This is a genomic window from Mesorhizobium sp. BHbdii (genome assembly GCF_053848045.1).
Genome location: NZ_JBSPKX010000001.1, coordinates 1,037,666 through 1,051,767, shown reverse-complemented (window position 1 = coordinate 1,051,767; position 14,102 = coordinate 1,037,666). Strand labels below are relative to the sequence as shown.

At 62.8% G+C, this 14,102-nt stretch carries 13 protein-coding genes; 5 read left to right on the top strand and 8 right to left on the bottom strand.

Going from position 1 to position 14,102, the window contains the following annotated elements; all coding sequences use genetic code 11:
- Positions 1-206: 206 nt before the first annotated feature.
- On the top strand, positions 207-1,502 hold the full coding sequence (locus ACWTU8_RS05125) for a diguanylate cyclase (RefSeq protein WP_455847286.1): 1,296 nt from the start codon (positions 207-209) through the stop codon (positions 1,500-1,502).
- 21 nt (positions 1,503-1,523) lie between these two features.
- On the opposite strand, the gene ACWTU8_RS05120 is transcribed toward ACWTU8_RS05125, so the two are convergent.
- On the bottom strand, positions 1,524-2,549 hold the full coding sequence (locus ACWTU8_RS05120) for a ribonuclease T2 family protein (protein ID WP_455847285.1): 1,026 nt from the start codon (positions 2,547-2,549) through the stop codon (positions 1,524-1,526).
- Between the two features lie 200 nt (positions 2,550-2,749).
- Here ACWTU8_RS05120 and ACWTU8_RS05115 point away from each other — a divergent pair, with 200 nt between their 5' ends.
- The 3 genes from ACWTU8_RS05115 to ACWTU8_RS05105 all read left to right on the top strand — a co-directional run bounded on the left by ACWTU8_RS05115 (position 2,750) and on the right by ACWTU8_RS05105 (position 6,604).
- Complete coding sequence (locus tag ACWTU8_RS05115) at positions 2,750-3,685, top strand: alpha/beta fold hydrolase (protein WP_455847284.1); 936 nt, start codon at positions 2,750-2,752, stop codon at positions 3,683-3,685.
- A 97-nt stretch (positions 3,686-3,782) separates the two neighbouring features.
- Positions 3,783-4,958 (top strand): CaiB/BaiF CoA transferase family protein, encoded by a 1,176-nt coding sequence (locus ACWTU8_RS05110; RefSeq protein WP_455847283.1) that lies wholly within the window; start codon positions 3,783-3,785, stop codon positions 4,956-4,958.
- Positions 4,955-6,604, top strand: a complete 1,650-nt coding sequence (locus ACWTU8_RS05105; protein ID WP_455847282.1) for a thiamine pyrophosphate-binding protein — start codon at positions 4,955-4,957, stop codon at positions 6,602-6,604. Before ACWTU8_RS05110 ends, ACWTU8_RS05105 begins: the two co-directional genes overlap by 4 nt.
- 42 nt (positions 6,605-6,646) lie before the next feature.
- On the opposite strand, the gene ACWTU8_RS05100 is transcribed toward ACWTU8_RS05105, so the two are convergent.
- The 5 genes from ACWTU8_RS05100 to ACWTU8_RS05080 form a co-directional block, all read right to left on the bottom strand.
- Positions 6,647-7,096, bottom strand: coding sequence for a CHRD domain-containing protein (locus tag ACWTU8_RS05100; RefSeq protein WP_455847281.1), 450 nt, complete (start codon positions 7,094-7,096; stop codon positions 6,647-6,649).
- 197 nt (positions 7,097-7,293) lie between these two features.
- Complete coding sequence (locus ACWTU8_RS05095) at positions 7,294-8,265, bottom strand: ABC transporter substrate-binding protein (RefSeq protein WP_455847280.1); 972 nt, start codon at positions 8,263-8,265, stop codon at positions 7,294-7,296.
- A gap of 81 nt (positions 8,266-8,346) precedes the next feature.
- On the bottom strand, positions 8,347-9,483 hold the full coding sequence (locus ACWTU8_RS05090) for an ABC transporter permease (RefSeq protein ID WP_455847279.1): 1,137 nt from the start codon (positions 9,481-9,483) through the stop codon (positions 8,347-8,349).
- Positions 9,480-10,358 carry an ABC transporter permease gene (locus tag ACWTU8_RS05085; protein WP_455847278.1) on the bottom strand — a complete coding sequence of 293 codons (879 nt, stop codon included), beginning with the start codon at positions 10,356-10,358 and terminating at the stop codon, positions 9,480-9,482. Before ACWTU8_RS05085 ends, ACWTU8_RS05090 begins: the two co-directional genes overlap by 4 nt.
- 517 nt (positions 10,359-10,875) lie before the next feature.
- Positions 10,876-11,667 (bottom strand): ABC transporter ATP-binding protein, encoded by a 792-nt coding sequence (locus ACWTU8_RS05080; RefSeq protein WP_095518685.1) that lies wholly within the window; start codon positions 11,665-11,667, stop codon positions 10,876-10,878.
- A 128-nt stretch (positions 11,668-11,795) separates the two neighbouring features.
- On the opposite strand from ACWTU8_RS05080, the gene ACWTU8_RS05075 reads away from it, so the two are divergent.
- Positions 11,796-12,200, top strand: coding sequence for a cupin domain-containing protein (locus ACWTU8_RS05075; protein WP_029351539.1), 405 nt, complete (start codon positions 11,796-11,798; stop codon positions 12,198-12,200).
- Between the two features lie 35 nt (positions 12,201-12,235).
- Here ACWTU8_RS05075 and ACWTU8_RS05070 read toward each other — a convergent pair whose 3' ends face one another.
- Together ACWTU8_RS05070 and hydA are read right to left on the bottom strand one after the other, a co-directional pair.
- Positions 12,236-12,610 carry a hypothetical protein gene (locus ACWTU8_RS05070; protein WP_455847277.1) on the bottom strand — a complete coding sequence of 125 codons (375 nt, stop codon included), beginning with the start codon at positions 12,608-12,610 and terminating at the stop codon, positions 12,236-12,238.
- Positions 12,607-14,058: a dihydropyrimidinase gene (gene hydA, locus ACWTU8_RS05065; RefSeq protein WP_455847276.1), complete on the bottom strand. Its 1,452-nt coding sequence runs from the start codon at positions 14,056-14,058 to the stop codon at positions 12,607-12,609. Before hydA ends, ACWTU8_RS05070 begins: the two co-directional genes overlap by 4 nt.
- Between the last annotated feature and the right edge of the window lie 44 nt (positions 14,059-14,102).

The window sequence follows — 14,102 nt, the reverse complement described above, 5'->3', positions numbered from 1 at the left end:
ATGTAGGCGATGCCGCGCCGAACGGCAAACTGTTTTGGCGCCCCACGCCTGCATTCGGGCCGAAGACGCTCATTGAACTGGCGCCGCTTTCGGTTCGCTGGACAGTCCGGCGAAATCTGCGGTTAACCATTCCGCGTCAGAAAGGTGTTGGATGGGGAATCGCCGGCAAGCCGCGATTTCTGCAGAGAAAGATCGGATCGACGGCGTTGCTGAACAGTTTCCTGCTCCTTGCCGAAGCGGTTCTCTACTTCGGCGTCATGGTCACGCTTTTCCGTTTCAGGCACCGCATCGGCCTCGGCGTGTTTGTCTGCGCCCTCGGCGTCATGCATTTTCTCGAAACCTACCTCGCCAGCGTCTTCTATGTCGCGCTGCCGTTCGGCATGGTTTCGCCCGGGTCCGCGGTGCTGTTTTCCGGCAAGCTGGTGATGCTGCTGCTGCTCTACATCAAGGAGGACGCGGCAACCGTCCGGCAGCCGATCTACGGCCTGCTGCTCGGCAATGCCCTGATGATCGGGCTTGTGCTGGTCCTGCGCCTGCACGAGATCGCACCGCTTCCCAACGGCAGACGTCCCGACATCGGCTTCATCGACCAGATGGGCTGGCTGATGGTGTGGGGCACGACGCTGCTCTTCCTCGACGCCATCCTGATCATCCTGCTTTACGAAAAGCTCGGGCGTTATCTCCGCAAGGCGCTGTTCTCTCGCATCCTGATCTCCGTCGCTTGCGTGCTCACTTTCGACCAGGCTGGATTTTTCACCGCGCTGCACTTCGTCACCGGTGCGCCGATCGCGGTTTTCTTCGGCGGCTGGTTCGCCAAGATGGGGGCGGCGCTTGCCTACAGCATCATGCTGGTCGCTTATATCAGATGGTTCGAGGCGCGGCAGATCCCGGCGCCGCGTGGACTATCCGACATCTTCGACACGTTGACCTATCGCGAGCGCTATGAGGCGCTGGTCGAGCATGTCGGCCGCGACGGCCTCACCGGTCTGCTGCACAGGGGACGCTTCGACAGCGACGGCGAAGCCGCTGTTGCGGCCAGCCTGCGGACGGCCAAGCCGCTCAGCCTCTTGGTCATCGATGTCGACCACTTCAAATCGATCAACGACCGCTTCGGCCACGCCGAGGGCGACAAGGTGCTGAAATCCGTCGCCGCCCTGCTTGGCGAGATTGTCGGTCCAGAGGATCAGGTGTTCAGAATTGGCGGCGAGGAATTCGCCATCCTCTGCTCACGTTCGCATTCGGTCGCCAGGCTGCTTGGCGAAAGCATCAGGCACTCGGTCAAGGCATCCGCAAGCACGAGCCGGTTCGATATCACCGTCAGCGCCGGCATCTCCACTGTCAGCGAGTCGACCCGCTGCCTTGCCGATGTTTTTGCGCTGGCCGATCAGCGCCTCTACAAAGCCAAATCGACCGGACGCGACCGCGTCGTCAGCGAACCGGGCGGCCACGAGGCTGACAGCCTCACCGCGTCGACCAGATCAGGACGCGGCATCGGCGCATAGCATCCAGACCGGCTCGGCGTGTCACTGGAACTCGATGGGATCGACGGTGCCTTTCGGACAGCCGGCATTGTTCGTCGGCACCGATGCCAGCAACAGCTCACTGAGCGAAGGGTTTGGACCGATCGGGCCGGCCAGGCCGAGCGTCAGTTCGCCGATCAGCCGCCTGCCGCTCGAATGGTCGTTCAGACAGGAGACGCGAACCCGCTCGCCCGCGCCGGGACCGAAAGCACTATCGAAGGCGCTGCGGATCTGGTCGGAGGTCAGATCCCGGCCAACGTTTTGTGTGAAAAGATCACGCACCGGTGAAGCATTCACCGCGCGCGTCAGGTTCAGCGCATCGGAAAAATACTCCTGCTGGCTCTTGCCGTAACAGGTACCATGCTTGATCCACTCATGCCTGTCGAGATCAGATGCGGTGCCTGGCATCACCTGATCGAGCTCCGACCGCGTGTTCGGCTCGAGCTCGACCGGCGGCAGGTCCCGCCAGTGCGCCGGATTGTCGTTCGCCCTGTCGGCCGCTGCCACCTCGCAATAGAAATTTCCGTTCGGCTGCGGCCACAGCCCATGCAAGGTGAAATGCCTCGCTTCGAAACCGGCCGCGGTCTGCGCCTTGCATTCGGTCTCGCTGGGCTTGGTTTCGCAAAACGCCGGCTGCCAGCTCAGCGCGAGGACATATTCGGGCCTTCCCGAGATCGGCGCAGCGGACTTCTCCCGGTCGACCGGCGCGGGTGCTGCCGGTTCCGTGGATGCGCTGCCACCCGAAACATGGCCGCAGTCGATCCTCACCCAGCGGCGCTCCGGATCGGCCCCCGGCACGCGGATCAGATAGTGCGTGGGAGCATCCTTGTTGCCAGCCAGCAGCTCATAGCTCTGTCCCGCATCGGTCGCGATATTGCCGGGATTCTTGCCGTTCTTGATGGCCTGTGTCGCTGGACAGGTGGCGTCGGCCACGAAGGAGCCGCTCATCTTCACCTCGGCCCGAGCAGCACCCGTTAGCAACGCGGCGACAAGCGCGAATTCGAAAACCAGACCTGTCCGCGTATGCATGAAAGTACCCCGGGGAAAAATGCTGCGGCAACAGACTGCCGCCCTCTCTTGGTATCAAATTCTCCATGTCAGAATTGCGATACCGCGTTGCGACGCAAGAACAGCACTGCGGAAAACAAGACCAACGGATTGACGCAAAACCGGCGTCGGCGCACACAAACGTCCGCAGGCGTGAAAGACGCGTTGGAGACGAAGCGACAATGTCATTCAGCCAGCAGCGCGTGCTCCGATCGCCGACCGGCGCCGAGCTCAACCTTTATGTGAAACGTGCCGAGGGCCGCCCGCGCGCGGTCGTCCAGATTAATCACGGGCTGGCCGAACACGCCGCGCGCTATGTCCGCTTCGCTACCTTTCTGGGTGAGCGCGGCTTCCATGTCTACGCCCATGATCATCGCGGCCATGGCGCAACCAAGGCCCCCGATGCCCCACTCGGCAGGTTCGCTCAAAAACACGGCGGCGCCAAGGTCGTCGCCGATGTTGCGGCTGTGCACGACCTGATCGCCGGCGACCACCCCGGCCTGCCCGTCATCGCCTTCGGCCATTCCATGGGCGGCCTCGTCGCGCTGAATTTCATGCTTCATCATTCGAGCCGCCTGCACGCCGCCGCCATCTGGAACGCTAATTTTTCCGCCGGGCTCGCCAGCCGTGCCGCGCAAATCATCCTGGCCTGGGAAAAATTCCGGCTCGGCTCCGACATGCCGTCGCGTATGCTGCCGCGACTGACCTTCCAGGCCTGGGGCAAAGCCGTCCCCGATCACCGCACGCCGTTCGACTGGCTGTCGCGCGACGCAGCCGAAGTCGACAAGTATATCGCCGATCCGCTATGCGGTTGGGATGCCTCCGTGTCGATGTGGCGCGACCTGTTCGGGTTCGTCTTCGACGGTGCCGACGACACTAATTTTTCCGGTGTCCGCAAGGCCCTGCCGATCTGCCTGGTCGGCGGCGAAAAGGACCCCGCCACCGACGGCGGCAGGGCGGTCAGCCATCTCGCTGGCCGCCTGCACAGAATGGGTTTTTCGAATCTCGTTTCAAAGGTTTACGCCGAGACCCGCCACGAAAGTCTGAACGAGGTGAATCGAGATAAAATCACGGACGATTTCGCCGCATGGGCCGACAGCGTGCTGAAACAACCATGATCGACATCGACAAGATCGGGTTTGGCCCATTGCAAGAACCGTGACAGCATCACGCGGGATTGATACAGGCTGCGTTTCCGATCAATCACGGTGATCCATGACTGAGCCTCCGCTGAAAGGTGTCCGCGTAATCGAACTCGCCCGCATCTTGGCCGGACCGTGGGCGGGGCAGCTGCTTGCCGATCTCGGCGCCGACGTCATCAAGGTCGAGAGCCCGGATGGCGGCGACGACACCCGCAAATGGGGTCCGCCCTTCGTCATGAGCCATGACGGCGAAAACCTCTCGGCCGCCTACTATCATTCCTGCAATCGCGGCAAGCGCTCCATCGCCATCGATTTCTCGACGCCCGAGGGCGCCGAGACAGTGCGCCGGCTGGTCGCCACATCGGACGTTCTGATCGAAAACTTCAAGGTCGGCGGGCTGAAGAAATACGGCCTCGACTATGAGAGCCTCAGGGCAATAAACCCGCGGCTGATCTATTGCTCGATCACCGGCTTCGGCCAGGACGGGCCCTATGCGCCGCGCGCCGGCTATGACTTCATCATCCAGGGCATGGCCGGCATGATGTCGATCACCGGCGAGGCCGGCCGCGAGCCGCAAAAGGCCGGTGTCGCCGTCTCCGACATTTTCACCGGCTTGTATTCGGTGATTGCCATCCAGGCCGCACTTCGCCATGCCGAGACGACCGGCGAAGGCCAGCATATCGACATGGCGCTCTACGACACCCAGATCTCGGCGCTCGGCAACCAGAACCTCAATTATCTGGTCTCCGGAAAATCGCCGGTGCAGATGGGCAACGCGCATATGAACATTGCGCCTTACGAAGTGGTGCCGGTGAAGGACGGCCATATCATCCTGGCGATCGGCAATGACGGCCAGTTCGCTAAATTCTGCGCGGCCATCGGCTTGGACGATCTGCAATCGAACCCCGATTTCGCCACCAATCCCGCCCGGGTCGCCAACCGGGCGAAGCTGCGCGAGCATATAATCGAGGCGCTGAAAACCTTCGATCGCGATCCGCTGCTGGCTAAACTGGAGGCGGCAAGTGTGCCTGCCAGCCCGATCAACACGATCGGGCAGATGTTCGCCGACCCGCAGACCATCGCGCGCGGCATGCGGCTCGACCTCGACGACGGCTACGGCAATCTCTTGCCCTCGGTGCGCGCGCCGATGGTCATGTCGGGCACGCCGCTCGTCTATGAGCGGCCCTCGCCGCGTCTCGGCGAACACACCGAAGAAATCCTTGCCGAACTGGAGAGGTCAGGAAAATGAAGACCGGCGGACAACTGATCGTCGATGCGCTCGAAGCCAACGGCACCGACCGCATCTATTGCGTGCCCGGGGAATCCTATCTTGCGGTGCTCGACGCGCTGCACGATTCGACGATCCGCACCATCGTCTGCCGCCAGGAAGGCGGTGCTGCAATGATGGCCGACTGCCATGGCCGCCTGACCGGCAAGCCCGGCATCTGCTTCGTCACCCGCGGACCCGGCGCCACCAACGCCTCGGCCGGCATCCACATCGCCATGCAGGATTCGGTTCCCGTCATCCTGTTCATCGGCCAGGTCGCCAGCCATGCCAAGGGGCGCGAGGCTTTTCAAGAGGTCGACTATGTCAGGTTCTTCGGCGATATCGCCAAATGGGTGGTCGAGATCGACGATGCCTCGCGCATTCCCGAATTCGTCACGCGCGCCTTCGCGGTGGCGACGTCCGGCCGCCCCGGCCCGGTCGTCATCTCGCTGCCGGAAGACATGCTGACCAGCCTTGCCGAGGCGCCAGAAGCCCTGCCCCACACGCCGGTCGAAACGCGGCCGGGCGAGGCCGAGCTCGATGCTCTCGAAAAGCTCCTCAATAAGGCGCAGCGCCCTTTCGTTATCCTAGGCGGCACGCGCTGGGATGCGGAGGCCGTCGCGCGGATGCGGACGATCGCCGAAGCCTGGTCGCTGCCAGTCGGCTGCTCCTTCCGCCGCCAGATGCTGTTCGATCATCTCCACCCGAACTATGCCGGCGATGTGGGCATTGGCATCAACCCGAAGCTGGCCACCGCGATCAAGCAGGCCGACGCCGTGCTGCTGATCGGCGGCCGCATGGGCGAGATGCCGTCCTCCGACTACACGCTGCTTAAGAGCCCCTACCCCGACCAGACGCTGGTCCATGTCCATGCCGATGCCGGCGAGCTCGGCCGTGTCTATCGGCCGACGCTGGCGATCAACGCCTCGCCTTCCGCGTTCGTCGAAGCCTTCGCCGGGCGCAAGCCAGCCGCCACGCCGGTCTGGGCGGATGAAACACCGAAGCTGCACGCCGCCTATCTCGACTGGTCGACACCACCCGAAAGTGGTCCTGGCACCGTCCAGATGGGACCGATCATGAACTATCTCGAAAAAATGCTGCCCGACGATGCGATCCTCACCAACGGCGCCGGCAACTACGCCACCTGGGTGCACCGTTTCCACCGTTCCCGGCGCTTTGCCACGCAGGCCGCCCCCACCTCCGGCTCGATGGGCTACGGCACGCCGGCTGCGGTCGCAGCCAAGGAATTGTTCCCCGAGCGCGATGTGATAGCCTTTGCCGGCGACGGCTGCTTCCTGATGAACGGGCAGGAGTTCGCCACCGCCGTGCAATACGATCTGCCGATCATCGTCGTCATCGTCAACAACGGCATCTACGGCACCATCCGCATGCATCAGGAGCGCGAGTATCCGGGCCGCGTCGTCGCCACCGATCTGCGAAATCCCGACTTTGCGGCTTTGGCCCGCGCCTATGGCGGCCATGGCGAAACGGTCGAGAAGACGGCCGATTTCGCGCCGGCCTTCGAACGCGCGCGTGCCAGCGGCAAGCCGTCGATTGTCGAGATCAGGCTCGACCCCGAGGCCATCACGCCAACCCGCACGATGACCCAGATAAGAGACAGGTCGTGATTCGATAGGAAGGGCTGCCCTTTCCGTTGGCGCAAGACTTGGCTACATCGTCGCCGCCTTCTCGATCTGTCCGCGGATCTCGCCGTCCTCGTGGGCCGCCGTATGGATGTTGATGTAGTATTTGCCGGCCATCAGGTCGGCAGCCTGCGCGTCGGTCAGAATCGCCGCCCCCTTGAACGGGCTTTTCGGAGCGCCCTTGAACGGGACGGCGACGCCGGCATTTTCACCCTTTGCCGCCGGACCGTGAATATGTCCGGCCGTCGCCGGGCCGCTGAGACCTGAATACGTCACGTTCCAGGTGAGCTGTTTCGTGGCGGTGTCGAAGACGAGAGCGGCGGTACCCTTGCCCTCCGTGGTGATGGGCGGATTCTGCTGAGCGCCATCGAGCGTCGCCTTCATCTTCATCATGTCGGCCAAGGCCGGTGAAGCGCATAGGACGGAAGCCGAAACGGCCAGCGCCGAAAGCTTCGGCGAGAAAGATTGCATGCGCATGGGGATCTCCGTTGTGGCGGTGACATCCGCTGAAGCTGGATGCACTGGAACAACGGTTGTGGCGAGCGGATGTTTCCACCGGTAACGGCTATTTTACATCCCAGCAAAAAGGGGCGGTCGCCCGCCCCTTTCCGAATTGCAGGCTGCAGAGGCCAGGTTGATCGCCTCTACCCGACCGCCCTATTGATGGCCCTGCCCTACTTGATCGCCTTGTCGGTGATGGCGGTCGTGTAGGCGCCGGTCGGCTCCTTCGTGATGATCTTCTGGTCGAGCAGCGCCTTGGCGGTGCGCGCATAGGTCGCCGGGTCGAGCTTGCCGTCGGCATTGTCGATCAGCTTGGCGACTTCGCCCATCATGCGCTTTTGGTGGTTCTCGTCCTGGCCGCCATTGTCCATGACGATGCCGGCCGCCTCGTCGGAATTGTCGACGGCGTATTTCCAGCCCTTCATCGAGGCGCGCACGAAACGCACCATCTTGTCCTCGAAGGCCGGATCCTTGAGCTTGTCCTCCAGGGCATAGAGCCCGTCCTCAAGCAGATCGTTGCCCATGGCGGAGTAGTTGAACACGATCAGCTCTTCCGGCTTGTAGCCGGCATCGATGAGCTGCCAATATTCGTTGTAGGTCATGACCGAAATGCAATCCGCCTGCTTCTGGATCAGCGGCTGCACGTCGAAACTCTGCTTCAGCACGGTGACGCCGTCCGGGCCGCCGTCGGTTTTCAGGCCGAGTTTGTTCATCCAGGCGTAGAACGGATATTCGTTGCCGAAGAACCAGACGCCGAGCGTATGGCCCTTGAAGTCGGCTTCGGTCTTGACCGGGCCATCCTTCGGACAGACCAGCTGCATGCCGGCCTTCTTGAATGGTTGGGCGATATTGACCAGCGGCACACCCTTTTCGCGGGCGGCGAGCGCGCCGCCCATCCAGTCAACGATGACGTCGGCGCCGCCGCCGGCGATCACCTGCTCCGGCGCGATATCGGGGCCGCCCGGCTTGATCTCGACGTCGAGGCCCTCGGCCTCGTAGAACCCCTTTTCCTTGGCGACGTAGTAGCCGGCGAACTGGGCCTGCGTGACCCATTTCAGCTGCAGCGTCACCTTGTCCGCGGCCATCGCCTGGAACGCGGCAAGCGACATCGCGCCGGCCAGCATCGAAATAACAAGTCTTTTCATGTTTTTACCCTCTGAAGTTAAGTATTCACCCTTTAGGATCAGGACCTTCAATGCGCTCCTGATTCCAAACCCGCCACCGCTCTATCCACCACGGACGGAGGGATGCCAAAACGTAACGGCTCTCTCGAAAAGAGCGACCACGCCATAAAAGACCGAACCCGCAAGTGCTGCAACTGCGATTTCGGCCCAGACCATATCGATGTTCATCCGCCCGACTTCGGTCGAAATCCGGAATCCCATGCCGACCACCGGCGTGCCGAAGAACTCCGCGACAATGGCGCCGATCAGCGCCAGCGTCGAATTGATTTTCAGCGCGTTGAAGATGAAGGGGGCTGCCGCTGGCAACCGCAACTTGAACAGCGTCTGCCAGTAACTCGACGCATAGGTGCGCATCAGGTCGCGCTCCATGTGGCCGGAGGCGGCAAGGCCTGCGACCGTATTCACCAGCATCGGGAAGAAGGTCATGATGATGACGACGGCGGCCTTCGACTGCCAGTCGAAGCCGAACCACATGACCATGATCGGCGCCACGCCGATGATCGGCAGCGCCGACACCATGTTGCCGATCGGCAAAAGCCCGCGCCGCAGGAACGGCACGCGGTCGGCCGCGACGGCGGCGAGGAAGCCGGCGCCGCTGCCAACCACATAGCCGAAGATCACCGCCTTGAAGATGGTCTGCCGCACGTCGGCGGCCAGCACCGGCAGCGAATTGGCGATGCGCACGCCGATGGCGCTTGGCGGCGGCAGCAGAATGAAGGGAATGCCCGCGCCGCGCGTCACCGCCTCCCAGATGATCAGGATCCAGGCGCCGAAGATAGCCGGAATGATCAGCCTCAAAGCGGTCGCCGCCCAGCGCGAGGACGGGCGAAGCGCGGACAGGGCTGTCACGCAGCGCCAGGCCAGAAGCCATGCCGCGGCAAGCAGCAAATAGAACGATGCGCGAGCGGTCCCCTCATTGCCGGTTATGCCGGCGAGAAGCACCCACGCCGCGCCGTGCGCGCCAAGGAAGAGCAACACCACCCCAATCACCGGTGGGAAATTATCGGCCGCGATTGCCAGAAGCAGCAAAAGGAAAATCAAAGCCACGATAGCGACACCATAGCCGGGCGTGGCATTGACAAGCGGCCAAAGAAGGAGCGCTCCGGCAAGAAGGACAAGCGCGGCATACCCCTGCCAGGAACGAGGCGTGATTGACGAAAGGCTGAGGAGATCGCTCATGCCGGCCTCCCGCCCATGGCGCGGTCGACGATGCGCCCGGCCATGCCGACCACCATAACCAGCAGGGCTGCCACGACCGAGCCGGCAACCAGCGCCGACCAGATGTCGATCGTCTGGCTGTAATAGGCGCCGGCAAGCAGCTTGGCGCCGATGCCGGCGACGGCGCCGGTCGGCAGTTCGCCGACGATGGCGCCGACCAGGCTGGCGGCGACCGCCACCTTCATCGAGGTGAAAAGGAACGGCACCGACGCCGGCACGCGCAATTTCCAAAAGGTCTGCGAGGGGCTGGCATTGTAGGTGTGCATCAGGTCGAGATGGGTGAGCTCGGGTGAACGCAAACCCTTGACCATGCCGACAGCCACCGGGAAGAACGACAGATAGGTCGAGATCAGCGCCTTCGGGATCAGCCCGGTGACGCCGATCGCCGCCAGCACGACGATGATCATCGGCGCCACCGCCAGGATCGGAATGGTCTGCGAGGCGATGATCCACGGCATCAGGCTGCGGTCGAGCGTGGCCACATGCACGATACCGACGGCAATCACGATGCCGAGCGCGGTGCCGAAGGCAAAGCCGAGCAGCGTCGAGGACAACGTCACCCAGGCATTGTAGACAAGGCTGCGGTTGCTGGTGACGCTGCGCAGAAACGTGTTCTCGAAGAAATTCACAGCAACCTGATGCGGCGCCGGCAGCGTCGGCTTCGGCTGCGACACCGTCTTGCCGATGAATTCCACAACCCCCGGCGTCTCGCCGGCACGTCGGTCGAGATCGCGCTGGAACGGCGCGTTGAGGATGACGGCGAAAACATACCAGACAACGACCACGCCAGCGAGGATCGAGGTCACCGGAACGATCTTGTCGCGAAAAGAGTCCATCTAGCGATCCTCGCGAGATTGGCCCCCTCCTCTCCCCAACGGGGAGAGGGCGGCCGGAGCGAAGCGGAGGTCGGGTGACTTCGGCTGCAACGCCGCCAACCACCCTCTGCTGGCAGCGCTGCCGCGTATGTGGCCATGCCTGTTCTTCGTCATCCTAGGGCGGAGCCGGAAAACGGCGTGCGTAGAGGGAGCGGCCAACCACGCCTTCGTCATCCTAGGGCGAAGCAAGGAGCGAAGCGACGCGGCGCAGACCCTAGGATCCATGCCGTAACTTTCGCGCTCCGCAACGGTGCGGAACAATGCTCCCGACCTGAAGAAAACGTCAGCCGTCGTCGCCTGCGTGGCGGACATTCTGAACCGTTTGGGCCTTTCGGCCGAAGTCACGGAATGGATCCTAGGGTCTGCGCACGCCGCTTCGCGGCGGCTCCGCCCTAGGATGACGAAAGCACGGTTAGCGTCTGCCTCGCTAGGGCGATGCACCTCCTGCGTTGAAGGCGCAAGCCAGTGCCGCTTCACCTCAATCATCATAGCTGTGTCCTGCCCTGAGCCCGTCGCGCACGCGTGCCGCGATCGCCAGGAACTCCGGCGTCTCGCGGATGTCGAGCGGTCGCTGCTTGGGCAGCGTCGATTCGATGACGTCGCTGACGCGGCCCGGACGCGGCGACATGACGATGATCCGCGTCGAGAGGTAGACCGCCTCGGGAATGGAATGGGTGACGAAGCAGATGGTCTTGTTGGTCCGCTCCCAAAGCTCCAGAAGCTGTTGGTTGAGATGGTCGCGCACGATCTCGTCCAGCGCGCCGAACGGCTCGTCCATCAACAGGAGATCGGCGTCGAAGGCCAGCGCCCGCGCGATCGAGGCGCGCTGCTGCATGCCGCCGGAAAGCTGCCACGGGTATTTCTGCTCGAAGCCGCCCAGGTTGACGAGGTCGAGCGTGCGCTTGATCCGCGCCGCCTGCTCTGTCTTCGACAGGCCCATGATTTCCAGCGGCAGCGCCACGTTGCGCTCGATCGTACGCCACGGATAAAGCGCCGCCGCCTGGAAGACATAGCCGTAGGCGCGGCTCTGGCGCGCCTGCTCGGGCGTCATGCCGTTGACGGAGATGCTTCCCGAGGTCGGTTTTTCCAGATCGGCGATGACCCGCAGCAGGGTCGTCTTGCCGCAGCCGGACGGCCCGATGAAGGAGACGAATTCACCTTTGCCGATGGTCAGGTCGACATTCGACAGCGCCTGCACCGGGCCGTCATTGGTCTGGAAGGTCAGGCCGAGCTTGCTTGCCGAAACGACGGCTGGCGATGTTCCCGTCATAGGCCGCAGCCTGCCTTTTCGCGCCGCTGCTGCGCCGGGCGGAATCCGGTTGATTTTGCCGCGATGTTGCTTTCCACTCGCCCCGTCCTATCCGACTGAGAGTTCCCACTCGATCGAGAGTCTCCCAGATGTCGTCCAAACCCACTTGTCATCTTATCCGCCCTGAAAGCTCTTATGAAGGCAAGCAGGGACTGAGTTATTTCACCGGTATCGCCGCCGAGACGGTCGGCTCGACCGGCATCTGCATGCACCTGCTGACCATGCCGCCCGGTGCCCGCGCCAAGGCGCATATGCACGAAAGCCATGAAACGGCGATCTATGTGCTCTCCGGCGAGGTTCATACCTGGTATGGCGACCGACTCGAACAGCAGATCGTGGTCAAGGCCGGCGACCTCTTCTACATTCCTGCCGGGGTGCCGCATCTGCCGGCCAATCTGAGCGACAGTTCGGCCTCGGCGGTCATTGCCCGCACCGATCCCAACGAACAGGAAAGTGTCGTCCTGCTGCCGGAACTGGATGGGCTCGTCGCCTGAGGTCGGCATCGACGGAGAGGCCATCATCGGCACCGTCACGAACATGATTTCAACGGCCCTATCTCTTCAAGGCCGGGAATGGTCACGAAGAACCCATCAGCTCCCTTGTTGGTGACCTTGACGGTCTCAGTCGTCGTTCCCTCCTCGCCTTCAGCGAAACAGGTCGAGCTCAACGACTGCGTACCAGGCGCCGTCACCAGTTGCCGCGCGAACCGGCAGCCGCTGCCATAGGTTTCGACGCCGTCGGCGGTCAGCACGACATAGGCATCGCTGTCCTGATAGCCGAGCCATACACCGGCACAACCGACATCATTGCCGTAGGAACCGGCAAGAACCTCAGCCGCTGCCGGTACGCCGGTAATGCTCGCCATAACCAGTGAGGCGATCGCTGCCGAACGCCCCAAGCTCACACCCCGGTCGCCGGAATGCCGGTGCGTTCCACCTTGCGCGGTGCGGAAATTTCCTTCCAGGTCGACAGCGCCCGGTTGACCGCTGCATTCGGCTCGCGAGCGACGAACTCCCCATGGCCGGGCTTCGCCTTGACCTCAGCTTCCTGGATCGACAGTTCGCCGCGCGAGAAGACAAAGCGCGGCAGGCCGGTCACCTCAAAACCTTCGAAGACGTTATAGTCGATCACCGACTGCTGCTTTTTGGCCGTGATCTTCTTCTTGCGCTTCGGGTCCCAGACGAGGATGTCGGCGTCCGCACCTTCAACGATGGCGCCCTTCTTCGGATACATGTTGAGGATTTTGGCGATGTTGGTCGAGGTCACCGCGACGAATTCGTTCATCGTCAGCCGGCCGGTGTTGACGCCCGTCGTCCACAGCACCGGCAAGCGGTCCTCGAGCCCGCCGGTGCCGTTCGGGATTTTGGTGAAATCGCCGACGCCGTTGCGCTTTTGGCTGGTGGTGAAGGCGCAATGGTCTGTCGCCACTACTTGCAGCGATCCGGCCTGCAGGCCGGCCCACAGCGAATCCTGATGCAATTTGTTGCGGAAGGGCGGGCTCATCACGCGGCGCGCCGCATGATCCCAGTCCTTGTTGAAATATTCGCTCTCGTCGAGTGTCAAATGCTGGATCAGCGGCTCGCCGAAGACGCGCATGCCTTTCTGCCGCGCCCGCCGAATGGCTTCGTGAGCCTGCTCGCAGGAGACATGCACGACATAGAGCGGCACGCCGGCCATGTCGGCGATCATGATGGCGCGGTTGGTCGCCTCGCCTTCGACCTCCGGCGGGCGCGAATAGGCATGCCCCTCCGGGCCGTTGTTGCCGGCAGCGAGAAGCTTCTGCGAAAGCGCGGCCACCACATCGCCATTCTCGGCATGAACCAACGGCAGCGCGCCAAGGTCGGCGCAGCGCTGGAACGACGAATACATCTCGTCGTCGTCGACCATCAGCGCGCCCTTGTAGGCCATGAAGTGCTTGAACGAGGTTATGCCCTTGTCGACGACTGTGGCCATCTCGTCGAACACCTGCTTGCCCCACCAGGTGATCGCCATGTGGAAAGAATAGTCGCAGGACGCTTTCGAGGTCTTGTTGTCCCACATCTGCAAGGCCTCAAGCAGCGACTGCTGCGGCGACGGCAGACAAAAATCGACGACCATCGTCGTGCCGCCGGCAAGTGCGGCGCGCGTGCCGCTCTCGAAATCATCGGCCGAGTAGGTCCCCATGAACGGCATTTCGAGATGCGTGTGCGGATCGATGCCGCCTGGCATCACATAGCAGCCGGTGGCGTCGAACTCGTGGTCGCCATGCAGGTCCGGGCCGATGGCGATGATCTTGCCGTGCTTGAACAGCACGTCGGCCTTCCAGGTGCGGTCGGCGGTGACGATGGTGCCGTTCTTGATGACTTTGGTCATTTTTGTTCCCTTGTTTTTCTCGCGCTTCTTGGTGAGCGGCGTTC